Annotated in this window: 19 protein-coding genes, 1 pseudogene and 1 riboswitch; of the genes and pseudogenes, 14 read left to right on the forward strand and 6 right to left on the reverse strand. The window is 59.7% G+C overall.

Features of this window, described 5'->3' with window-relative positions; genetic code table 11:
• Positions 1-4: 4 nt before the first annotated feature.
• Complete coding sequence (locus AB3G35_RS14340) at positions 5-1,000, forward strand: siderophore ABC transporter substrate-binding protein (RefSeq protein ID WP_095041016.1); 996 nt, start codon at positions 5-7, stop codon at positions 998-1,000.
• A 113-nt stretch (positions 1,001-1,113) separates the two neighbouring features.
• Entirely contained in the window at positions 1,114-3,327 is a 2,214-nt protein-coding gene (locus AB3G35_RS14345; protein WP_369781666.1) for a TonB-dependent receptor, read from the forward strand.
• Between the two features lie 67 nt (positions 3,328-3,394).
• Here AB3G35_RS14345 and AB3G35_RS14350 read toward each other — a convergent pair whose 3' ends face one another.
• Complete coding sequence (locus AB3G35_RS14350; RefSeq protein WP_369781667.1) at positions 3,395-4,057, reverse strand: hypothetical protein; 663 nt, start codon at positions 4,055-4,057, stop codon at positions 3,395-3,397.
• Positions 4,058-4,238: 181 nt separating this feature from the next.
• On the opposite strand from AB3G35_RS14350, the gene AB3G35_RS14355 reads away from it, so the two are divergent.
• A complete protein-coding gene (locus AB3G35_RS14355) occupies positions 4,239-4,751 on the forward strand; it encodes a nuclear transport factor 2 family protein (protein ID WP_369781668.1) in 513 nt (170 codons plus the stop codon).
• A gap of 116 nt (positions 4,752-4,867) precedes the next feature.
• Positions 4,868-5,821: a LysR family transcriptional regulator gene (locus AB3G35_RS14360; protein ID WP_369781669.1), complete on the forward strand. Its 954-nt coding sequence runs from the start codon at positions 4,868-4,870 to the stop codon at positions 5,819-5,821.
• Positions 5,822-5,871: 50 nt separating this feature from the next.
• Here AB3G35_RS14360 and AB3G35_RS14365 read toward each other — a convergent pair whose 3' ends face one another.
• The gene (locus AB3G35_RS14365) at positions 5,872-6,441 is read right to left on the reverse strand and encodes a TetR/AcrR family transcriptional regulator (RefSeq protein ID WP_369781670.1); all 570 of its coding nucleotides are present in this window, start codon (positions 6,439-6,441) and stop codon (positions 5,872-5,874) included.
• Between the two features lie 321 nt (positions 6,442-6,762).
• Here AB3G35_RS14365 and AB3G35_RS14370 point away from each other — a divergent pair, with 321 nt between their 5' ends.
• Positions 6,763-7,602 (forward strand): TauD/TfdA dioxygenase family protein, encoded by an 840-nt coding sequence (locus AB3G35_RS14370; protein WP_369781671.1) that lies wholly within the window; start codon positions 6,763-6,765, stop codon positions 7,600-7,602.
• A gap of 16 nt (positions 7,603-7,618) precedes the next feature.
• Positions 7,619-8,389: a class II aldolase/adducin family protein gene (locus tag AB3G35_RS14375; protein ID WP_086797052.1), complete on the forward strand. Its 771-nt coding sequence runs from the start codon at positions 7,619-7,621 to the stop codon at positions 8,387-8,389.
• Positions 8,390-8,832: 443 nt separating this feature from the next.
• On the opposite strand, the gene AB3G35_RS14380 is transcribed toward AB3G35_RS14375, so the two are convergent.
• The gene (locus AB3G35_RS14380) at positions 8,833-9,747 is read right to left on the reverse strand and encodes a LysR family transcriptional regulator (RefSeq protein ID WP_086797054.1); all 915 of its coding nucleotides are present in this window, start codon (positions 9,745-9,747) and stop codon (positions 8,833-8,835) included.
• 277 nt (positions 9,748-10,024) lie between these two features.
• On the opposite strand from AB3G35_RS14380, the gene AB3G35_RS14385 reads away from it, so the two are divergent.
• The 5 genes from AB3G35_RS14385 (at position 10,025) to AB3G35_RS14405 (ending at position 16,868) form a co-directional block, all read left to right on the forward strand.
• Positions 10,025-11,047 (forward strand): zinc-dependent alcohol dehydrogenase family protein, encoded by a 1,023-nt coding sequence (locus AB3G35_RS14385; RefSeq protein WP_016780854.1) that lies wholly within the window; start codon positions 10,025-10,027, stop codon positions 11,045-11,047.
• Positions 11,048-11,365: 318 nt separating this feature from the next.
• Complete coding sequence (locus AB3G35_RS14390; protein WP_369781672.1) at positions 11,366-11,773, forward strand: hypothetical protein; 408 nt, start codon at positions 11,366-11,368, stop codon at positions 11,771-11,773.
• Entirely contained in the window at positions 11,745-12,827 is a 1,083-nt protein-coding gene (locus AB3G35_RS14395; protein WP_369781673.1) for a hypothetical protein, read from the forward strand. Before AB3G35_RS14390 ends, AB3G35_RS14395 begins: the two co-directional genes overlap by 29 nt.
• A 142-nt stretch (positions 12,828-12,969) precedes the next feature.
• The gene (locus AB3G35_RS14400) at positions 12,970-14,619 is read left to right on the forward strand and encodes a VRR-NUC domain-containing protein (protein ID WP_203304511.1); all 1,650 of its coding nucleotides are present in this window, start codon (positions 12,970-12,972) and stop codon (positions 14,617-14,619) included.
• Entirely contained in the window at positions 14,616-16,868 is a 2,253-nt protein-coding gene (locus AB3G35_RS14405; protein ID WP_369781674.1) for an ATP-dependent DNA helicase, read from the forward strand. Before AB3G35_RS14400 ends, AB3G35_RS14405 begins: the two co-directional genes overlap by 4 nt.
• A 219-nt stretch (positions 16,869-17,087) precedes the next feature.
• Here AB3G35_RS14405 and AB3G35_RS14410 read toward each other — a convergent pair whose 3' ends face one another.
• Together AB3G35_RS14410 and AB3G35_RS14415 are read right to left on the reverse strand one after the other, a co-directional pair.
• Positions 17,088-17,363 (reverse strand): peptidylprolyl isomerase, encoded by a 276-nt coding sequence (locus tag AB3G35_RS14410; RefSeq protein ID WP_083369510.1) that lies wholly within the window; start codon positions 17,361-17,363, stop codon positions 17,088-17,090.
• A 71-nt stretch (positions 17,364-17,434) separates the two neighbouring features.
• Positions 17,435-18,286, reverse strand: a pseudogene (locus AB3G35_RS14415) (ATP-binding protein); the annotation flags it as partial.
• A gap of 282 nt (positions 18,287-18,568) precedes the next feature.
• Here AB3G35_RS14415 and AB3G35_RS14420 point away from each other — a divergent pair.
• Complete coding sequence (locus tag AB3G35_RS14420; protein ID WP_369781675.1) at positions 18,569-19,870, forward strand: OprD family porin; 1,302 nt, start codon at positions 18,569-18,571, stop codon at positions 19,868-19,870.
• Between the two features lie 163 nt (positions 19,871-20,033).
• Positions 20,034-20,786, forward strand: a complete 753-nt coding sequence (gene cobF, locus AB3G35_RS14425) for a precorrin-6A synthase (deacetylating) (RefSeq protein WP_369781676.1) — start codon at positions 20,034-20,036, stop codon at positions 20,784-20,786.
• Positions 20,787-20,810: 24 nt separating this feature from the next.
• Here the strand turns inward: cobF and AB3G35_RS14430 are convergent, their stop codons facing one another.
• On the reverse strand, positions 20,811-22,109 hold the full coding sequence (locus tag AB3G35_RS14430) for a glycosyltransferase (protein ID WP_369781677.1): 1,299 nt from the start codon (positions 22,107-22,109) through the stop codon (positions 20,811-20,813).
• 200 nt (positions 22,110-22,309) lie between these two features.
• A riboswitch (cobalamin riboswitch) is annotated at positions 22,310-22,491 on the forward strand.
• A 93-nt stretch (positions 22,492-22,584) separates the two neighbouring features.
• Between AB3G35_RS14430 and cobW the strand changes: the two genes are divergently transcribed.
• On the forward strand, positions 22,585-23,655 hold the full coding sequence (gene cobW, locus AB3G35_RS14435; protein WP_369782746.1) for a cobalamin biosynthesis protein CobW: 1,071 nt from the start codon (positions 22,585-22,587) through the stop codon (positions 23,653-23,655).
• Positions 23,656-23,657: the final 2 nt, after the last annotated feature.

Here is a 23,657-nt window from a genome sequence, read left to right on the forward strand (position 1 = left end):
GGCAATGACCTTCCATCACATCTATCGCCTCAGGCCGCTGGTCCTGTTGATTGCCGCCACGCTGGCGGTGCAAGGGTGCAATGACAGCAGCGGCGAAATGCCCCGGCAAGCCACCCGCGCACCGGCAGAGCAGGGAGGGTACGCAGCGGTTCGGGTGCAGCACCAACTGGGCACCACCCTGATCGAACATGTGCCACAACGGGTGGTTGCCCTGGACATGAATGAGGTCGACTTTCTTGATCAGTTGGGCGTGCCCGTGGCGGGCATGCCCAAGGATTTTGTCCCGCACTTTCTTGCCCGCTACAAGGATGCGCCGGGTGTTGAGGACCTGGGGGCCATCGTGCAACCCAACCTGGAGCGGGTACATGGCGCACGGCCGGACCTGATCCTGATCACCTCGCTGCAGGCCAGCCACTATGGCGAACTGAGCGACATGGCGCCGACCCTGCACTTCGATGTCGATTATCGCGACAGCGAGGCGCGGCATATCGACGTTATCCGGGCTCACCTGCTGACCCTCGGGCAAGTGTTTGGCAAGCAGGCGCTGGCGCAGCAAAAAGTGGCCGACCTGGATGCCAAGGTCGAGCAGGCCAGGGCCATTACCCGGGAGCGCCCTGAAAAAGCCCTGGTGGTGTTGCACAACAACGGCGCCTACAGCGCTTTCGGCGTTCACTCGCGTTACGGCTTTGTCTTCAACGACCTCGGGGTAAAACCTGCCGGGCCGACGAGTGCAACCGGCCTGCATGGCCAGCCGGTGTCCAGTGAATTTATTCAGCAGGCCAACCCCGACATTATCTATGTGGTGGACCGCACCGCCGTGATGGAGGGCCGCCCGGTCATGGATGCCCGGAGTATGGGCAACCCACTGTTGCGCCAGACCAATGCCTGGAAAAACGGCCGGGTGATCTTTGTCGATGCCCAGGCCTGGTACGTCACCGGGGCCAGCCCGACCTCCTTGAAACTGCTGATCGACGACGTGCTCAAGGGCTATCAGGGCTAAAGCAGGGCAGGCCCGGGCCAGGCCTTTTATTGAGGCCTAATGATTCTCATTAGTTTCATTTCTAGCATTCTGATTCATATAAAAAACAATCTCTCAACCAACGGAGTCCTCGCGTGAGCAAACGCCCTCTACATCCTCGCATTGCGCCACCCTGCGCAGTTTTTGCCTTGAGCCGCACCGCTAAAGCTGTACAGACCGTGCTCCTTGGCCTGACCCTGGGCATGACAGGGCTGACAGCCTGTGCCGAGAGTTTGGCCGAAGAAGAACACGGCGACGTCTCAACCCTGCCCGCAACCCTGGTCGAGGGCGACATGGCCACACCTGCCGGTTTGCCCCCCAGTTACGCGGGTGATCAAGTGGCCTATGGCAGCCGGGTGGGCCTGCTGGGCAACAAGGACTTTATGGAAACGCCGTTCAGTACCATCAGCTACACGGAAAAATACATTGCCGACCGCCAGGCCCAGAACATTACCCAGGTGATTGCCGCCACCGACCCAGCAGTGTTCAGCAACGGCCTGACCGGCACCTTCAGCGAGAACTACTCGATCCGCGGCTTCGCCAGCAGTATCAGCGATGTGAGCATCGGCGGCCTGTATGGCGTGGCGCCTTACTACCGGATTTCGCCAGAAATGTACGAGCGCATCGAAGTGCTCAAGGGACCGTCGGCCCTGCTCAATGGCATGCCGCCGGGCGGCTCGGTGGGCGGCAGCGTCAACCTGGTGCCCAAGCGGGCAGGGGATGAGCCGTTGACCCGACTGACCGGTACCTATATGTCCGATGCGCAGTTCGGCGGGCATGTGGACGTCGGTCGGCGTTTTGGCGATGACAACCAGTTCGGTGTCCGTTTTAACGGGGTGTACCGCGAGGGTGACGGCGCGATCGACCATCAAAAGCCGAAAGCTGAGCTGACCTCGCTCGGCCTGGACTGGCGTGGCGAGCGTGTACGCCTGTCTGCTGACCTGTATGAAGCTGAAGATCGTGTGCGCGGTCAGAACCGTGGCATTAACCTGGGCCCAGGCGTGGCGGTGCCCAAACCGCCCAAGGCCGATACACTGCTCAACCCTGACTGGGCCTATGTGCAGACAACGGACCGGGGTGCCATCATCCGCGGTGAGTACGACCTGACCGACAGCCTGATGGCCTATGCCGCCTACGGCATGAGCCAGACCCACTACGAATACAGCGGCACGATGTTGGCGACGGTATTCAACGATGCGGGTGACTTTGAGACCAAGATGGGCCAATTGAAAATGGACCTGGAAGAAACCTCCGGGGAGATGGGCGTGCGCGGGCATTTGCAAACGGGTGCGATCAAGCACCAATGGACCCTGAATGCCACCCACTATGGCGATACGCAAAAGGACTACGGGCGCAGAAATGTGCCGGGGGCCGAGTGGGTCACCAATATTTACAACCCGGTGTGGGGCCCGGCGGCGGCCAGGGACTTTCCTTATATTGCCCACTCCGAAACCCGTCTGACCAGCTACGGCCTGGCAGACACCCTGTCGATCCTTGATGATCGGGTGCAGCTGACCCTTGGCTTGCGCCGCCAGCAAGTGCGCACCGACACCTTTAACGTCAAAACCGGCGCACGCAACGTCCCGGGGTATGACGAGGCGGCCAATACACCGGCGGCGGCATTGCTGGTCAAGGTCACTGACCAGGTCTCGCTGTATGCCAACTACATCGAAGGCCTGAGCAAGGGCGCCACTGCGCCGATGACGGCAGAGAATGCCGGGGATGTGTTTGCACCCTACAAGTCAAAGCAGAAGGAGGTCGGGGTCAAGGTGGACCTGGGCGAGTTCACCCACACCTTGAGCCTGTACCAGATCGAGCGCCCCAACAGTTACATCGACCCGGTCAGCAACATCTTCTCCTTTGGTGGCGAGCAGCGTAACCGTGGTGTCGAGTGGAGCTTTTTCGGCTCGCCGCTGCAGGATGTGCGCCTGATGGGCGGTGTGGCCCATGTCGACCCCAAGATCACCGCCGGGGAGCACAAGGGCAAGACCGCCACCGGCCTGCCCAAGCTGCAAGGCAAATTGGGGGTGGAGTGGGACACACCGCTGGTACCCGGCCTGACATTGACCGCCAATGCCACCTCGGTATCCTGGCAGTACATCGACACCAACAATACCCAGTCGATTCCGGGGTATACCGTCTATGACCTGGGCAGCCGCTACGCCACCCAGGTGGCCAGCCGTGCGCTGACCTTGCGCGCCAGCGTGACCAACGTAGCCAACAAGGCCTATTGGGGCACGCCGCTGCTGTCGAGCCTGGGCCTTGGTGCGCCGCGTACCGTTGAGCTGTCTGCGACAGTGGACTTCTAAAAAGAAGTACCCCCGGCTGCTGGCAGTGAACGGCCAGAAGCCGGGTGTCGCGGGTGATCCTGAACCGTCAGCCGCGGTGTCCAGCGCTGCCTTTACAGGCGGTGACGGTGGGATAAGGCCGACACACCAGCATCATTTTGTCCTTCGGTTCAAAGCCGTGATCCATCATGCAGCGTTGCGCTCGGGCTGTGCGCCCGATGTTGGCGACGTCCAGGTTCGACCCCAGCGGCTGTGGATAGCCGCAGGCATACATGACCGGCAGCGCTTCGCGATTATTCGCCACTTGCATCGAGAAGTGGCGGGGTGCGCCCACCTTGCGCCAGGTGACCTGCATGTCTTCATAGCGGCCGGAATCAGGCTTGATCGGATAGAAGCCTTCATCGGCTTCAAACGGCAAGGCCTCGAGCTGGGACACACTCAGCGCATGGCCCATTCTTGCTTCGACGCAGGCCGGCGCATTGATCATGACTGCGCAGAAATCAAAGCCGTCTTTACGGGTAAAACCCAGGCGCTGCATGCACTGAAACTGCAGCACCCGTTCGTTAGTCGGATAACGGTTCATTGAGTGTCCTACAGGCTCGCCACATTTAGCCATGGCCGCCTGGACTCCCACGACGGTAGTGGACGTGCGTTGCCACTGGGTGAATTCAGCGGGCGGCGGACAACCAGTAAGCAACAGCACCGATGTGATCAGGGCCGGGAAGGTAATGATCTGGGCTTTGCGCAGCATATCGATCCTTGGAGGGGCATGCGCCTGGCCGCACATACCGCAAAGAGGGGTTCTATTTGATCCTGTGATTCCAGAATGTTTGGAATTATTTGTGGATTATCTTTTATTTGAACACGCCTACAGTGATGGTCATTACTCGGCTGAAGCTGGCATGCCCCTGGCGCAGTCAATGTGCAGGCTAATGTCTGTGCAGTCCAGCCAACCCATCATCAACGAGGTCACTTGCATGGATATCCAGCTCAAGGCACTGCTCGATCGTGAAGAAATCCGCTCTCTCAGGACCCTTTACGCCCACCATCTGGACAGCAACAACATCGCCGCACTCGACCAGGTGTTTTCGGCAGATGCCGTGGTGGAAGTCACCGTCGGCAAAATGCAGGGCATCGATGCCATACGTGCCGGTCTGAATGATGCCTTCACCCTGTTTGATCGCGACCGCCAGGGCAGTTATCCGTTCCTGCATGCTATCGCCAACCACTGGGTGAAGCTGACCGGGCCGGATACGGCACAAGGTCGCTGCTACCTGATCGATTTCGAGACCGCCTCCAAGGCTGATCCCAATCCGTTGCTGCTGCTTGGGCTCTATGCCGACGAGTACCGGCGCATCGATGGCCAATGGCGAATCACCCATACCCGCCTCGAAGTCGTCTGGCCGCAACGCAACAGCAGCCGCGAACAATGCGCCTCCAGTTGAGGCGCATTTTTGTTTGAGCGGGGCCATCGCTGACGCGCCATTGACGCTTGCCCATTGCTGTATGATTTAGCGGATATGCAATCAGAAACCCTTTCACTTCAGCCCTGGAAGCCATAATGACTGCAAATCCGTTTGACGGTATTCGTGAGTTCGTTGCCTCGACTCAGTCCTTGAGTTTCACCGCGGCGGCACTCGAACTCGGGGTCACCAGTTCGGCGGTGGGTAAAAGCATCACCCGGCTTGAAGCGCGCCTGGGCGTCAAGCTCCTGCACCGCACCACGCGACGCCTGATCCTCACCTCCGAAGGTGAAGCCTACCTGGCCAGTTGCCTGCGGGTGATGGATGAGCTGGCCGAGACCCAGGGGTTCTTGACCACCGGGCAGCAGGAGCCTATCGGTCGGCTGCGCATAGACCTGCCGGCCGCCTTTGGCCGACGACATATTTTGCCGACCCTGATCGATATGGCTGTGCGCTATAAACAGCTCGATCTGTCCGTGAGTTTCAGTGAGCGGCTGGTGGATATCGTCAACGATGGCATCGACCTTGTAGTCCGTATCGGCAATTTGAAGGATGACGCAGAAATCGTCGCGCGCAAGCTGGGCAGTCAATGCCTGTTGATTTGCGCGACGCCCGGTTATTTGCAAGAACAAGGCACGCCTCAAACCCCTGAAGACCTTTTGGACCACGATTGCATTGTTGGCTGGCGCAACGGCACCCGTAAAACCTGGATGCTGATTGACGAGAAGGGGCAGACCCATGAGCACGAAGTACGGGTCAAGCACGAGATGGGGGACGGGGAAATGCTGCTGGACATGACGCTGGCCGGAGGCGGGCTGGCGCAACTGCCCACTTGGCTGGTGCAGACGCATATCCAGGAAGGTCTACTGGTGCCGGTGCTGGACACTTATGCAGGCGCCGAAATGCCCATCCATGTGATTTGGCCACGCACGCGCTATATACAACCCAAAATCAGGATGGTCGTGGATGAGTTGTTGGCATTGGCCCGGCGTGATGCAGGCATTTTCCGGCCTGATCAGGGCGACCAGGCTGCGGACAATAAAACCCGCTGACGGAGGTTGAGTACAAAACCCGACCTCGATCCAGCGCCCGTGGCCGGATATCAGTCAAACGAGGCTGGCTGCAAGCAGCCCATCGCCATGCCAACCAGGCTATCAAGGAATGCTGCGGATTCCATTTGCGCCGGCATATCATCCAGCACCGAGCGGATCACGCTGCGCAAGCCTTGCCCGAGCAAATAAGCCGCCAGGGCCGGGTGCTCGGTGTTGATCTCATGCTCGTACAGTCGCACCAGCGGCAACCAGGTGGCTTCGATGAACTCGCCTGTCGTCTGGTAAGGGCCGCGCCACTTGCCCAGGTGAAGGGCCGAGTGGTAACGCAAGTGAAAGGCCTTGTTCAATTTGAACAGTCGCGTTTCCACCCGAATGATGTTGGCCAGTATATCCCGCAACGCCAATCGCAAAGGCTTGCCGGTCAATTGCTCACGCATGCGCAACAGCGTCTGGGTTTCTTCATCGAGAACACGCTCGTACAACAAGGCCACAATTGCATCCTTGCTGGGGAAGTACTGGTAGATGGAACCGACGGCGACCCCTGACAGCTCCGAGATAAGGGCGACGGTCAGCGATGCTTCGCCTTTTGCATCGAGAATCTGCAAGCACGCCTGTTCCACGGCGTCCACTAGCGCGCGAGCGTGACTGGCTCGGGCGCTTGCGTAGCGCGGGAAGCTGAGCCGGGGGAATGTTTGGGGCCATCGCGGTTTTATCGCCTTGGTTGTTTGCAAAAAGCCGAGCGGGCCATTTCACATGGCCCTCTATCTTGAATATAAACAAACAAAATCAATAACTTACCAAGGAAAATTGTGCCTTGCGGAATGCGAATATCTGAACCTTGGCGACGTCAGTATGATCATTTTCGTCGATCAGACAACGTCCAAACGCGCAGCGATGCGCGCTACAGGATCGGTTACTCCACACCTGCCGGGAGATTGCCCATGTCATCAGCTTTCACCGTCCGCCCCCTGGGGCCAAGTATTGGCGCCGAGGTACTTGATCTGGATCCCGCTTGCGTATTCTTGCCAGATACCCTGGCAGGGCTTGAAGCGGCACTTGTTCAACATGAAGCCCTGGTACTGCACGTCCCGGGCTTGAGGCCTGAGCAACACCTGGCGATTGCCAGGCATTTTGGCGAGCCGGAAGTCCACACGTTCTATCCCAATCTGGGCGAAGGCCTTGAGCAGATCACCGTGATTGACTCCAGGCAGGGTGACCGTGCCGATATGTGGCACCACGACGAAAGTTTTTTACCGAGCCCGCCCATCGTCACCATGACCCACGCGCACATCTTGCCGCCGGTGGGGGGTGACACCTGCTGGATCAGCATGACCACGGCGTATGACGCACTGTCAGAGCGCATGCAGCACTACCTTGAGGGCCTGAGTGCCTGGCACGACATGAACGGGCCGATGACCGCAGCGTTGCGCCAGAACGTGGTCAGTCACGAGCGCTACCTGGAGGTGATCAACATGAATCGTCGGCACTTGCATCCGCTGGTGATCAAACACCCGGTAACAGGTCGCAAGGCGCTGTATGTGAGCCCGACGTACACCACCTACATCGACGGCCTGGCCATCCCTGAAAGCGACGCGGTGCTTGCTTATTTACACGGCCATTGCCAGCAGGCGCATTTTGCCTTTCGCCATCGCTGGTCTGTCGGTGACATGGTGATCTGGGATAACCGCAGCGTACTTCACAACGCCATCCTTGATTATCAACCCCACCAGCGGCGCATGCAGCGTGCCTCTGTATTCGCTCGCCAGAGCATCCACGCGTGATTGAAGGGGACTATCCATGTTGCACGACAAACTGAACCAGGCGCTGTTGGCGCGCTTCACGCCCAAGCCGGGCCGGCATGCGCTGCTGCCCGAACTGAGCCCCCGCCAGACGCTTGCCCTGCTGTGCCGGGTGTTGTGTCGCGAAGGCTATAACGACCATATCGCCGGCCATATCACGGTGCGCCAGGACGACGGCACATACCTGGCCAACCCGTGGGAGCTGACGTGGGCAGAGGTGAGTGCTTCGGATATCGTGCGCCTCGATCATGCGGGCAAGGTGATTGAAGGAGAATGGAACATCACCCCGGCGATCAACTTGCATATGGACTTACATGCCGCACGGCATGATGTTCAGGTGGTGATCCATAATCACCCGCAATGGGGATCGGTGTGGTCGGCGGCGGGGCGCATACCGCCGGTCTACGACCAGACATCGGCCCTGGTTGACACCGACCCGGTGCTCTATGACGAGTACCGCGGCACGGTTGAAGACGGCGAATTGGGGCGTGCCGTGGTGAACGCACTGGGCCCCAACAAGTGGGCGTTGCTTGCCAACCACGGTGTGCTGGTGGTGGGTAACGGTATACGCCAGGCGCATTTGCGTGCGATCACCCTGGAGTGGCGCAGCCGTCTGGCCTGGCATGTAGAGGCACTCGGAGGCGGTTCGCCGTTGCCCGATCAAGTGGTGCTTGCCACCGGCAAGCGCACTGATGCCAACGGGTTCCCGTTCTTGTGGGAGGCTATGGCCCGGGAAGAAATCCGCCGCGATCCGGGGGTGCTTGAGTAAGCGTTTTGTTAAGCTTGGGCGCCGGCACAACAGGCGCAAATGCTGTCGTCCAAAACTGTTGCGAGTGCGCGTCTTGGCGGTGATGCTGCGTGGGACAGGTGAGCATTACCGCCATGTGATAAAGGCTTGTGCCTCTGCAAGCCGAGTAGGCATAGGTGTTGGCCGAGGAACTGTTGCTATTGTGTCCTGGGGCTATTCAGCACACGGGCCCGGTGGAAATATTTTCACACATGAGCTTGAGAGAAAGCTGAGCACTCGCGTCTATCTTAGTTGGCTGAGTCGTTCATATTTGGGGGCATGCCATTTTTTTAGTGGCAAACGTGCCCCCATATTTGCCCCCAATAAGGCTGGAATCTAGCAGAATTCGACGGATGGCAGTGGATCAAAATGAGCCTTTGAAACCCTCTGAAACAAGCATTTCAGAACGGTTCCAGACGCCTCTGTCAAAGACTGTCCGGATCCCCGAAAAACATCTGAATCCTTGAACGCAACCAGCGCTCCCCCGGGTCGTTGTCCTGGGCGCCGCGCCAGGCCATGTGCAGTTCGAAGCTTTGTGTGTCCAGCGGCGGGTCCTCGGCGCGTACGCCACCCGCAGCCGTCAGTGCTTCGGCCGTGTAGTCGGGGACGGTGGCGATGATGTCGGTGCCCGCCAGCAGGGTGCTCAGGCCGTTGAACTGCGGCACGGCCAGGACCACATGGCGCTTGCGGCCCATTTTTTCCAGCTCAGTGTCGATAAACCCGCTCAGGTCGCCAGCAAAAGACACCAGGGCATGGGGTCGCTCACAGAAGTCGTCCAGGCTCAGTGAACCCGGCATGGTGTCGGCACGCAGCAGTTTGGGACGGCTGCGGCGCAATACCTTGCGCTTGGCGTTGGCCGGCAGGTCACTGGTGTAGCTGACGCCCACGGAAATTTCCCCCGAGGCCAGCAACGGCGGCATCAGGATGTAGTTGACCCGGCGAACCACCAGGACAATACCCGGCGCTTCCGCGCGCAAGCGCTTGAGCAGCAAGGGCAGCAGGGCGAATTCGACATCGTCCGACAGGCCAATGCGAAATACCGAGGTGCTGGTGGCCGGGTTGAACTCGGACGCACGGCTGACAGCCGTGGAGATCGAGTCCAGGGCCGGCGACAGCAAGGCGAAGATCTCGATCGCCCGGGCGGTCGGTTCCATGCTGCGCCCGGTACGCACAAACAGCGGGTCGTCGAACAGGTTGCGCAAGCGTGACAATGCCGCACTGATGGCCGGCTGCCCCAGAAAAAGCTTCTCGGCTGCACGGGTCACACTGCGTTCATGCATCAGGGTTTCAAAGACGATCAGCAAATTCAGATCGACGCGACGCAAGTCGTTACGGTTCATCAGGCAGGCTTCGCTGGGGGTTCAACAGGTAGTCAAGTAACGGATCTTACTGGCAAAAACGATTTTTCGTCACTCGGTAGATTTTTTTCTTACTTTTCTGCAGGCGTTTTATCACCCGTTTAAAGCGGGTTTGCCGGGTTTTTGCGGGATGTGGTGCGGGCCAACCTGTCGGCGGATCAATGTCAGGCATGTCGACTATTAATGCTGTCTGTTAGTCTTGCGCACAAAGCCCGGATAAAGTCCCGTGGTATTAGCGATTAATTAGGCGAGGTTGGTAATGTCGCGCACGATCCGTTTTCACAAGTTTGGACCGGCCGAGGTGCTCAAGTGCGAAGAGCACGAAGTCGCTGCGCCTGCGCCTGGCGAAGTACAGGTCCGTGTCGAGGCCATTGGCATCAGCTGGTATGACGTCCTGTGGCGCCAGAACCTGGCCCCCAGTCACGCTCGTTTGCCCGCGGGTATCGGCCATGAAATGGCGGGTGTCGTCACCGCCGTGGGGGCCGGTGTGGAAGATTTGGCCATTGGTGACAAGGTCGCCAGCTTCCCTGGCCAGAGCGCCAACGACTACCCGACCTATGGCGAGCTGATCCTGATGCCGCGCTCCACCCTGACCCGCTACCCGGACGTGTTGTCTGCGGTCGAGGCCAGCGTGCATTACACGCCGCTGCTGATTGCCTATTTTGCCTATGTCGACCTGGCGCAGGCCAAGCCCGGGCAGAGCGTGCTGATTACCGATGCCAGCCACTGTGCCGGGCCTTCCTTCGTGCAATTGGGCAAGGCCCTGGGCCTGAAGGTGATTGCCGCGACCAAGGATGCCAGCGAACGCGAGTGCCTGCTGACCCTGGGTGCCGACCATGTGATTGTCACCGAAGAGCAAGACCTGCTGATGCAGATCAACAAGATCACCGACAGCAAGGGCGTGGATGTAGTGCTCGATGGTCTGGGCGGTCCGCAAATGTCGGTGCTGGGTGATGTGCTGGCACCGCGTGGCAGCCTGGTGCTGTATGGCTTGCAGGGCGGCAACCAAACGGGGTTCCCGGGCTGCGCGTGCTTCCAGAAGAACATCAAGTTTTTCGTCCACTGCATCGGCAACTTCACCGGCAAACCCGAGCTGGGCATCGCCCAGGACGAAGAAGCGATGAAACGTGCCTTGCGTGATATCAACCAGCTCACCGCCGACGGGGTGCTGACGCCGCTGGAGATCAAGGTTTTTCCATTTGAAAACTTTGTTGAAGCCCATCGCTATATGGACGATTGCCCTTGTCGCGGTCGGGTGGCCTTGCAGTTGGCTGCGGTCTGACAAGTACACGGTAATAAACGCGCCCCTGAACGCAGTGTTCAGGGGCGTTTTTTTTGTGCTGGCGAAAGTTGTATTTTTTTCCCCGTGTTGCGCTCAGCAGGCCAGGGCGAATACATGAATTTTAGTGTGGAAAGAAAGGGCAAAAGTAATTCATAAAGTTGTCATGTAGCACAATATGTATTTTTTCGAAGGTTTCCTTGTAGGGTTATTCCTGTGCGTATGTGCGCCAAGTCTGTTCTGACCTGCAGGGTTGATGTAAATGTGGGCGCGTCAAATCGGGCTGCCGATAATAAGACCCTCGATATGGAGGGATAGCCCATGAATAACTTTCATGAACAAGCCATGAGTTTTGTCTATCAACAAGTCCTGCACCGACTCCTGGGTTTTTTCAGCCGCCCCGAGCGCATTGCCTTGCAGTTGTTGATTCAACGTTTAATGGTGGCAGCCGGAGGGCTTGAGCGAATAGGGCGCTATCGGGTGATGGTTGTTCATGAAGGCGGCAAGGAGTGCGCTTATACCCTGGCGTTTTTGCGCGCGGCACAACTTAGTATCGCCGGGCGCTCGCCGCACACCTTTATATTGCGCATTGCAATACTGCGTCAGCCGCGGATGACGGCCAATGTGATGGAGCGCATCCAGACCCAATGCAGTGAGTTGTTTATTTATGACGATGATCGCGTGGAGTTATTGCTGGTCGATGAAAAAGGGCCTTGGCAGGTTGCATAAGCCGGGTGCTTTTCAGAGCCAGGCATCGGAGCTGAACCGAACCCAGGTATTGATGTCGGGGCATTTGACCCAAGGCGACGCCCGGGCAACTTTCTTTTATGCCGACCTGCTGGGGCGCGCCAAGTTATATCGGCATGCCTGCGAGTGGGGAGGCAAGGTCGACGCGTTGATTGACCGCCGCCCGCCCAGCCATCTGGGCCAGTATGTAACCTGGATTCTGGAGGTCGCCCACCGACAGGGGCACTGGCCAAAGGGAGGCGGGCATGATGGCTTTGAAATGGCAGTCAAGTTGTGCAGCCAGTTGGATGATGACTACAAGCAGTTGTTGCATCTGGCCCCGGCGCACAGTGGCGAAGTGACGGTTGCCGGTGTCGGCACGGATATCAATGTGATCAATATATTTGATTGCCTGTGCCATGAAGTGGATGTGTTGCACTCGCAAGTGCTGATGTTTGTAGAGGGGCCGTGGAATATCAAAGCGTTTGATATCGAAGAACCCCAGGCTGCCGTCGTACTATTGGCCGCCCATGTCCACGGTTTGCGCGGTACTTATCAATATGGTGTGGATTACAGCGTGGGGGCGGATGCGTATTTGCGCCGTGCTTCCCAGGAAAACAAGGCCAATGATCGCTTTAAAGGGCAGTTGATCAAGCAGTTGGGAGCAACCTTCAATACCCCCAAAAGAATCCACAAACTGCACGGGGTGGCCACGCAATATCTGAGCGAGTTGCACGGTGTCAATGATGAACAACTGGGTTGTTTTATCTGCTCGCCGTTTGTCAATCAGGCCCGCGGGCTGGAAGCCTTTTTACATAATTGTTACCCCGACAAACTGCGTTTTCTCCAGGACTTCCGTCAGTTGTTGATGGCGGCCGGCACCACGACGCAGGTGGATGCCGGTTGGCTCGAGTCCGTCAGCGGTTTGTCGCTGGCGTCGTTGCAGGCGCTGTATCAGATGCAAAGAATCGACTTCAAGCAATGCGACTCGTTGATCGCCAACCTGTCGGCACACGATCCGGGCAAGAAACCCTGGCAGACGGCACCGAAGGGTTGATACCCGCGTTCAGCAGGCCCGTTAGCCAGCCTGACGGGCTGCCCGCCTGTAAGCCGCTCATCCAATAGGATTTGCCAGAGTGCCGGGCAAGCTGGTATCTGTACGCATATCCAGTATTCAAAGCCAGTGGTCCGTTTTGCCCGTGATTTCCAATCCCCTCGAAGACCCGTTTTATTACCTGAAGAACTTCCAGCATGTTCTCGACTGGATCGCCGCCCGTTATGACGATGTCCTGAGCGTCGACGAGCAGTGTTTTATCGCGGGTTTTGCCCAGCTGCCCGTGGCCTCGCAGGCGTTGTGGGTGCGCATGGTGATGCGCAAGGGCGTGCATTTTCGGGCCAGCAAGCTCAATTACCCGGAGATCGGCGAGCCGTCACGGGCCGCAACGGCGTTGCTGGCGTTGGGCTGGCTGGACGAGCAGGCGCCCCTGGGGTTGGCCGAGGTGTTTGAACTGCTGCAAAAACCGGAGATCCTCGGCCGTTTCAGCGCACATATCACTCGGCCCAAGGCCAGGAAATCGGACTGGCTCGAGGAACTGGCCGGCGTTTTTCCACAGCAGCAGAGCCTGGGGCAATGGCATCCCGGGCTTGGCGAAGCACTTTATACCCTCAACCACCGGGCGCTGTGCGATCGCCTGCGGTTGATGTTCTTTGGCAACCTGGGGCAGAGCTGGTCGGACCTGGTGCTGGCAGACCTGGGCCTGTTCAGCTATGAAAGGGTCGAGTTCAGCCCTGAATCCCGGGCGTTGCGCTGTCGGGCCGATATTGAAGGTTACTTGCACCTTTACGCCTGTCGCGAGCAGTTTGAGCTCAACGGCGATGCCGAGGCCGTGCTGCAACAGGTGCTGGACTACGAGGCGGATAACCGCTGGTTGCAGCGCCGGCGTGCACGTTTGCTGTTTCAGCTCGGCCAGCATCTGGAGCGGGCAGGGGAGCTGGACCGGGCATTGCAGTTGTACCAGCACAGCCAGCACCCTGAGGCACGCCAGCGCAGTATCCGCGTGCTTGAGCGCCAGGAGCTCTACCAGGCCGCGTTAAGCCTGGCGCAAGTTGCGCAACAGGGGCCAGTCAACGACGCAGAGCATCAGCATCTGTTGCGGATTATCCCGCGGTTGCGGCGCAAATTGGGGCTGGCAGCCCTGGCGGTGGTCAAATCGACAGCCCCGGATCGCCTCGACCTGTGCCTGCCACGGGACACTGCCAGCAGCGTGGAACAGCAGGTGGTGGCGCATCTTCATACTGGCCAGGCACCGGTGCATTATGTGGAGAACACCCTGATCAACGGCCTGTTCGGCTTGCTGTGCTGGCCAGCCATTTTTGCGCCGCTGCCGGGGGCATTTTTTCACCCGTATCAGGTCGGCCCTGCAGACTTGCACGAAGACGATTTTTATCATCAGCGTACCGAGTTGTTCGAGCGCTGCCTGGCGCAGCTCGATGATGGTCGTTATCGGGCCACGATTGGCGAGACCTATGCCGCCAAAAAGGGCCTGCAATCGCCTTTTGTCGCCTGGAATCACCTGCCCCCCGACCTGCTCGAAGAGGCGCTGGAGTGCCTGCCTGCGGCGCACTTGAAACTGTGGTTCCGGCGTTTGTTGCTGGATATAAGGGCCAATCGCACAGGCATGCCTGACCTGATCCAGCTGTACCCTGAGCAAAAAACCTACCGCATGATTGAGGTCAAGGGCCCGGGTGATCGCCTGCAAGACAACCAGTTGCGCTGGCTGGCCTTTTGCCAAGCGCATCAGATGCCGGTGACAGTGTGCTATGTGCAATGGCAGGAGCCAGCGCAGTGAGTTATCGCGTTGCAGTGCGTGCCCTGTGCGAGTTCACGGCCAAGGCGGGTGACCTGGATTTGCGCTTTACCCCCTCACCTACGGCGCAACAGGGGATTGCCGGGCATCGCACGGTGGCTGCACGGCGCCATGCACAGTATCAGGCCGAGCTGAGCCTTGAAGGCCAGTTTGGTGCCTTGACCGTGCGTGGCAGGGCAGACGGCTACGACCCGGTGGCCAATGTGCTGGAGGAGGTGAAGACTTTTCGTGGCGACTTCACCGCGATCCCGGCCAACCATCGCCAATTGCACTGGGCACAGGCCCGGGTCTATGGCTGGTTGCTGTGCCAGAGCCTGCAACTGGCGCAGGTCGATCTGGCGCTGGTGTACTTTGATATCGTCAGAGAAAAGGAAACCCGCCTGCAGGAAACCTGGTCAGCAACGGCTCTGCAGCAGTTTTTCGAGCAGCAATGCGGACTGTTTCTGGCCTGGGCCGAACAAGAAATGGCCCATCGGCAGGCGCGGGATGATGCCGCCCGCACACTGGCCTTTCCCCATCAACACTTTCGTACCGGGCAACGGGCACTCGCCGAGGCCGTGTACAAAACAGCCAGTACCGGGCGCTGCCTGATGGCCCAGGCGCCGACCGGGATTGGCAAAACCATCGGCACCCTGTTTCCGCTGCTCAAGGCCATGCCGGGCCAGCAGCTCGACAAGCTGTTGTTCCTGACTGCCAAGACCCCGGGGCGCAAACTGGCGCTCGATGCAGCGCAGGTGCTCTATCCTCCCGGGCAACCGGTGCCCTTGCGGGTACTGGAACTGGTCGCGCGGGACAAGGCTTGCGAATATCCCGAAAACGCCTGCAATGGCGACGCCTGTCCGCTGGCCAAAGGCTTTTATGATCGCCTGCCCGCAGCGCGCATGGCCGCAGTGGCCCGCTCGCCCCTCGATCAACAGACCTTGCGCAGCGTCGCCCTGGCCCATGAAGTGTGCCCCTATTACCTGAGCCAGGAGATGGCACGCTGGGCAGATGTGGTGATTGCCGATTACAACTATTACTTCGATTTCACGGCGTTGCTTTACGGTCTGGGCCAGGCCAACCAATGGCGGCTGGCGACCCTGGTGGACGAAGCGCACAACCTGGTGGAGCGGGCACGGCAGATGTACAGCGCAAGCCTGGACCAGCAAACCTTGAACACTGTGCGGTACTCGGCCCCGGCGCCGCTGGACAAGCCCTTCAAGCGCCTGAACCGTGAATGGAATGCCCTGCACAAGGAACAGGTAGGTCCGTATCAGGTTCATTCGCACTTGCCTGGCAAATGGCTGGCGGCCTTGTCGCTGTGCATTAACGCCATTGGCGATTACCTCAACGATCACCCTCAGGGGCTGAGCGGTAATCTACAGGCGTTCTACTTCGAAGCGCTTCAATTCAACCGGGTGGCGGAGTTGTTCGACGGGCATTTCCTCTTTGATATCAGCCTGCGCGAAGACGGCAAGCGGCGCCTGTCGCAGCTGAACCTGCGCAATATCGTGCCCGCCGGTTTTATCGGGCCACGGCTGGCCAGCGCGCAGAGCAATGTGTTGTTCTCGGCCACCCTGAGCCCGCAAACCTATTACGCTAACCTGCTCGGCTTGCCTGCGGATACGGTGTGGATGGATGTGGAGTCGCCGTTTCAGGCCGAGCAATTGAAGGTACAGGTGGTGAGCCAGATATCCACCCGCTTTGTCCATCGCCAGGCTTCACTGGGGCCGATTGTGGAGTTGATTGCCCGCCAGTTCGAACAGCGCCCGGGCAATTACCTGGCGTTTTTCAGTAGCTTTGATTACCTGCAACAGGTGGCCGGGTTGCTCGCCGAACGCTACCCGCAGGTCACCCAGTGGGCGCAGGCGCGGCGCATGGACGAAAGCGCCCGCCAAGGTTTTCTTGAACAGTTCACCCTGTCGAGCCAGGGCGTAGGTTTTGCCGTGTTGGGCGGGGCATTTGGCGAGGGCATTGATTTGCCTGGCGCGCGGCTGATTGGCGCGTTTGTCGCGACCCTGGGGCTGGCGCAGTTGAATCCGGTCAATGAGCAGATCAAACAGCGCATGGCCGCCCTGTTTGGGGCCGGTTATGACTACACCTACCTGTACCCCGGCGTGCAAAAAGTGGTGCAGGCTGCCGGGCGGGTGATTCGCACCCAGAGCGATGAGGGCACGCTGTTTCTGATCGATGACCGTTTTGCCGAGCCCAAGGTGCAGCAGTTGCTGCCGCGTTGGTGGCGATTGGGGTGAAATCGGTTGTCGGGGTTAACTTGGGTACCGGGTACTTGGCCGGCATTGGCGTTTGACTGGTAGCTGGGTAACGCCATGTTTTCTCTGTGGGAGCCGGGCTTGCCCGCGATGCAGGCACCTCGTTCTATATGGATGATCGAAGTGCTGCTATCGCGGGCAAGCCCGCTCCCACAGGGGGGGGGAGGTGTGTTGTTTCGGGCTTTTTGCTTTTGCTGCGCTTTAGTCGCGGTAAAACACCTGAACCAGGTGATAGCCGAACTTGCTCTTGACCGGGCCATGTACCACCCGCAGCGGTTTTTTAAAGATGATCTGGTCGATGATCCCGACCATTTGCCCCGGCCGCACTTCGCCCAGGTCACCGCCGCGCTTGCCCGAAGGGCAGGTGGAGAATTTTTTCGCCAGCACATCGAAGGCTTCGCCCTTGGCGATGCGTTGCTTGAGCGATTCGGCCTCTTCGGCGGTTTTCACCAGGATATGGCGGGCTTGAGCTTTCATGGGTCTTTACCTTGGAACTGTGGGGCATAGTGCGCGGGCGCGGATTATGCCTGAGTTTTCGCCTCGAAGTGGTGATGGCGCGGCAGGTACAGGCACACCCGGGTGCCACAGCCGCTCTTGCTGCTGATACTGACATGCCCACCCGACTGCTGGGCAAAGCCGTAAATCATCGACAGCCCAAGCCCGGTACCCTGGCCCACCGGCTTGGTGGTGAAAAAGGGGTCAAAGGCCTTGGCCAGAATCTGCGGGCTCATGCCGGTGCCGTTGTCGCTGACCTCCAGCATGACGTAGTCCCCCGAACTGACTGACTCCAGCGTGCCCAGGTCAGTGGCATCGAGGTAGTGATTGGCGGTCCTGACCCGCAGTGTGCCGCCGTCGGGCATCGCGTCACGCGCATTGATCATCAGGTTGAGCAGGGCACTTTCCAGCTGGCCGGTGTCGGTGTTGACCGACCAGATGTGTTGCCCCAGCTCCAGGATCAGCTCGATATGCGCGCCTTTGGTGCTGCTGAACAACGCCTGCAGCGACTTGACCAACTGGTTGGGGTCCAGTGGCTTGCGGTCCAGTGACTGGCGCCGGGAAAAGGTCAGCAGGCGGTTGGTCAGCGCGGCGGCGCGCTGCGCTGAGTTGACGGCGGCATCGGCAAAACGCTCGACCTCGTCAATGCGGCCTGCGGCGATATAACGCTTCATCAAGTCCAGGCTGGCAATGATCCCGGTGAGCATATTGTTGAAGTCGTGGGCGATGCCACCGGTAAGCTGACCCACGGCCTCCATTTTCTGCCCGTGGCGCAGGGCCTCTTCGGCCCGTGCCCGCTCCAGGATCTCGCACTGCAATTGCAGGTTGGCCTCGGCCAGCGCCCGGGTGCGTTCGGCCACGCGCTGCTCAAGGGTTTCGTTAAGCTCAAGCAAGGCTTGTTCGGTGGCAGTGGCCTGCAGACGCTGGCGGCGCCTAGAACTCTTGATTGCCATGGTCGTTCCCGGGTTTGAATCTGTTAGTCAGTGTATGTAATGCCGGATACCGGCTCAAGGCTATAAACCTTGCTGCAAGGTGCAGTCTTGACCGTTCGACTAAGGTCGAATGAGGCTGGAGCTTAGCCTTTCGTACAATTGCGCCCCTTTTTTTGATTGCGCACGCCGAGTGTCATGCCGGGCGTGCCTGCGATCGTTTTCACCTTGCCAATGATTGGCTGCTGGAGCTTGTACATGGTTGTTCCTTTTTCATTGTTGGCGCAGAGCCGGGTAACACGCTTGGGCGCGCTGGCAGTGTGTGCCGGTTTTGCCGCACCGTCACAGGCCGGCGGTTTTTTTGAAGACAGCAGCGCCAAACTGGAAGCGCGTACGGTGTACTTCAACCGCGATTTTCGCGATGGCTCAAGCTCAAACCCCCAGGGCGCGTCCAAGCGCGATGAAACCGCGCAGGGTTTTATCCTCAATCTGCAATCGGGCTACACCGAAGGCACCGTGGGTTTTGGCCTCGATGCCCTGGGTATGTTGGGCCTGAAGCTGGATTCCAGCCCTGCCGACAGCAACAGCGGCCTGTTGCCTTCGACCGGTAACGATCCCCGTCGTTCCAAGGACCAATACGCCAAGTTCGGCCTGACGGCCAAGATGCGCGTGTCCGACACCGTGCTCAAGTACGGCGCGTTGCTGCCCGACCTGCCTTTGCTCAAGTACAACGATGGCCGTTTGCTGCCGAACATGTTCAACGGCGCGATGCTGGTGTCCCAGGAAATCAAGGACCTCAAGTTCATGGCCTCGCGCCTTGATCGCTATACCGCCCGGGATTCCACGGACTCCCAGGACCTGCGCCTGAACTGCAAGAACAAGCGCTATGGCTGCAACATCACTGCCGATCACTTCACCATGTACGGCCTGGACTACAAGGTCAACGAGCGCCTGACCGCGCAGTACCATTATGGCGAGCTGCAGGACATCTACCGTCAGCAGTTTGTCGGTTTGCTGGCCACGCAGCCGGTGGGCCTGGGTGTGCTGTCAGCGGACGTGCGCTTGCTCAAAAGTGACGATTCGGGTTCGGCCAGGGCCGGCAATATCGACAACCGTGCCCTGGGGGCCATGCTCGGTTACTCCCTGGCCGGGCACAAGCTCAGTGCCGGCTGGCAGCGCATGAACGGCGACACCTCGATGCCGTACCTGGATGGCAGCAACCCGTACCTGGTCAACTATCTGCAGGTCAATGACTTCGCCAATGCCCAGGAACGTTCATGGCAGCTGCGTTACGACTATGACTTCAAGGCCATTGGCATTGACGGTTTGTCGTTCCTGACCCGCTATGTCAATGGCGACCATATCAAGGTGGCGGGCAGCACGCAGGAAGGCAAGGAGTGGGAACGTGACAGCGAGCTGAAGTACGTTGTTCAGAGCGGCACGTTCAAGGACGTCAGCCTGCGCTTGCGCAATGCCACCTACCGCACCAACTACGCCCAATTCGCCCGTGACGTGGACGAAACGCGCCTGATCGTGAGCTACAACCTGTCCATCTGGTAACCCTCAACTAAAGCCCTGCTGCAGCGGCCTGGCTTGCGATCGACGCGGTTCAAACGAATGCCCGCGTCGCATCCATCGCGAGCAAGCCCGCTCCCACAGAGGGTCTTTGTTATGCTGGCGATCATGACAAGTCTCCCCGTGTCGGGGCTGGATGGATCGACAGATGAAAACACTCTTGCTGATTGGCATTGGCGCCGGCGACCCGGAACATATCACCGTGCAGGCCATCAACGCGCTCAACCGTGCCGATGTGCTGTTTGTGCTGGACAAGGGCCAGACCACCAACGACCTGGTACGCCTGCGCCTGGACATCTGCCAGCGCTATATCCGCGCACCGGGTTACCGGGTGGTGCAGGTCAGTGATCCGCAGCGTGACAGCTCGACGCCGTCCTACACCGAGGGTGTCGAGCATTGGCACGAGCAGCGGGCCGAGGTGTTTGCCCGTTTGCTCGACGAGGAACTGGCTGACGGCGAATTCGGCGCATTTTTGCTGTGGGGCGACCCCGGGTTGTACGACAGCACCCTGCGCATCCTTGACCGGGTGCGGGCCGGGGGCTGCGACGATTTCGACTATCAGGTGATCCCCGGTATCAGCAGTGTGCAGGCGCTGGCTGCGCGTCATCGGATTGCGCTCAACGGCATCGGCCAGCCGATCCGCATCACCACCGGGCGCAGGCTGCACGCCGGGGATCTGGACAATGTGGTGGTGATGCTCGATGCCCATTGCGCCTTCGCCGCGTATGTCGCCGAAAACGTGGATATCTACTGGGGCGCTTACATCGGCACGGCGGACGAAATCCTGATTGCCGGCAAGCTGGCCGACGTGTGCGAGCAGATCAAGCAGGCCCGCGAAGCGGCGCGCCTGCGCAAGGGCTGGATCATGGATACCTATCTGTTGAGGCGCACCAATCATTGACCCACCGGGCAAGTCCCAAGTGGTTCAAAGAGTGTGCGGGCGGTTCTTGGCCTCGATCCATTGCGCCATGTACTGGGTGCTCTTGTGCTGGTGGTGGCGCAGCATCGCCCCGGTGAAGTTGTTGCGCCGGTGCTGTTCCAGCCCGGTGCGGCAACGTTCGATGCATTCAACCAGGGCCGGGCCGTGGCTGGCTTGCAGATAGCGTTGCGCCAGCAGGGTCTGCCCGTGTTGTTGGGCTTGATGCCAGGCTTCGGCGTTCTGGTACAGGTGTACAGCCGCCGCGGCAATCGCAGTGGCGCTCTGTTCGATGGCACCGGCCCACGGCAGTTCGCCATGCATGCCTTCGGCACCTACCGGCGTGGTGACGTTGGGTGTGCCGCAGAGCATGGCATCGGCGATCTTGCCCTTGATCCCGGCACCAAACCGCAACGGCGCCATGCAGATACGTGCATGGCTCATCACCTCAAGGGCATCTTCGGCCCAGTTGAGCACATGAAAACCCTGCGCCGGGTTGTGCAGCGCCGTGGCCTTGGGCGGGGTGTAGGCGCCGTAGACATGCAGTTGCGCGCCGGGCAGTTGCTGGCGAATCAGCGGCCAGACAGTGGTTTTCATCCAGAGCACGGCATCCCAGTTGGGCGCGTGGCGGAAGTTGCCGATGCTCAGAAAGTGCTGACGCTGCTCAAAAGGCACGAACGTGGCGGGCACGTTGTCGACCATCAGCGGGCACCAGTGCAGCAGGGCCCTGGGCACGTTGAAGTGCTCAACCAGCAGGTCGATTTCGTACTCGGAGATCATCAGGCTCAGGTCGCAGCGGTAGATCGCGGCGATTTCCCGCTGGGCCAGATCGGTGTTGGCCATCTGCTCGAACGTGTCGCGCCGGGCCGGAGCGAACAGGCTGCTGAAGTCATCCAGGTCGGCACTGCTTTTGAGGCGCGCCTTGAGCTGTTGCTGGCGGGCGTCGCGCAGGCTTTGCAGGTCGGAGGTTTCCAGCACGCGCAGGGCGGCGGGGCAGTGCTTCTCGACGCGCCAGCCGAACTGCTCTTCCATCATGAAGCGGTCGAACAGCACGATATCGGGGGCCAGTTGGCTGATAAAGGTATCGAAACTGCTGTTATTGAGCTCGATTCCGACTTCGTCGATGCCCAGGCTGGCCAGGTCAGCCTTGTGTTCGCCAATTCCGGCCGGGCTGCTGAACGTGATATGCCAGCCGCGCTGCAAAAAACTCTCGATGATCTGCATCATGTGCCCGCCGGCCGCCGAAGAGCGTGGCTCGGGCCACACGTAGCCGATAATCAGGACGCGGGTGGGGCGGGTGGACGGCATGGGCAGATCCTTGAAGCACTGTGGCTGAAAAAAGGCAGCAATTAGAACACATGTGCAACGAAATTCCTGTGTGGGAGCGGGCTTGCTCGCGATACAGGCGACCCGGTTTTGCGGGCAGATCGCAGTGATGCCATCGCGAGCAAGCCCGCTCCCACAGTCGATGGGTCAAAGCTGCGCATTGACCTGTTACAAAGCACTGCGTAGCCTTGCGCGTTCGAGGTTCTTCGCAGCGCGAAGCTAAGAAGGGAACGCGGTATGCCGCGGCTGCCCCCGCAACTGTAAACGGTCATTGATCTTGCACTGCCACTGCCAAACAGGCGGGAAGGCGCAAGGTAGGTATCAGCCGTAAGCCAGGAGACCTGCCTCGTGACAGATTCTTACTTCAACCGGGCGGGGTGATCCGGTGGCGAAGACTGACCGCGCACTGCCTGCGGTCGTCGTCCCGTATGCCCGCCGTTTTGCCAAAGGGCATCCGATGAAAACACTGGCCAAAACCCCCGTCACCATCGTCACCGGCTTTCTTGGCTCGGGTAAAACCACCTTGCTGCGCCATATGCTGGACAACGCCCAGGGCCGCCGCATTGCCGTAATCGTCAACGAGTTCGGCGAGCTGGGCATCGATGGCGAAATCCTCAAGCAATGCTCCATCGGCTGCACCGAAGAAGAGGCCAATGGCCGCGTCTACGAGCTGGCCAATGGCTGCCTGTGCTGCACCGTGCAGGAAGAATTTTTCCCGGTGATGCGCGAGCTGGTGGCGCGCCGTGGCGATATCGACCATATCCTTATCGAAACCTCGGGCCTGGCCCTGCCAAAACCGCTGGTGCAAGCCTTCCAGTGGCCGGAAATCCGCAGCGCCTGTACGGTTGACGCGGTGATCACCGTAGTCGACAGCCCGGCCGTGGCCGCTGGCACCTTCGCTGCCTTCCCGGACCAGGTAGACGCCCAGCGCAAACTCGACCCCAACCTGGACCACGAATCGCCGCTGCACGAGCTGTTCGCCGACCAGTTGGCCAGTGCCGACCTGGTGATCCTCAATAAAGCCGACCTGATTAACCCGCAAGACCTGGCCCGTGTGCGCGCCGAAGTCGCCGAAGAGCTGCCACCGGCGGTGAAGATCATCGAAGCCAGCGGCGGGCGCTTGCCGCTGGACGTGCTGCTGGGCCTGGAAGCAGGTTCGGAAGACCATATTGATGGCCGCCACAGCCACCATGACCATCACCACGATGGCGATGATGACCATGACGACCACGATCATGACGCCTTCGATTCGATTTCCATCGAGCTGCCCCAGGCCGAAGAACGCGCCCTGATGGAGGCCCTGACCCAACTGGTGGTCAAGCACGGCATTTTGCGGGTCAAAGGCTTTGCCGCTATTCCGGGCAAGCCGATGCGCCTGCTGATCCAGGGCGTGGGCACACGCTTTGACAAGCACTTCGACCGCGCCTGGGGCAGCGACGAGGCACGCACCACCAAGCTGGTACTGATCGGCCAGGAACTGGACGCGGCCCTGCTCGAGTCCACCCTGCGTACAGCGTTGAGCGTCTAAAC

It is taken from the genome of Pseudomonas sp. WC2401 (assembly GCF_041200115.1).
Lineage (GTDB): Bacteria > Pseudomonadota > Gammaproteobacteria > Pseudomonadales > Pseudomonadaceae > Aquipseudomonas > Aquipseudomonas fragi.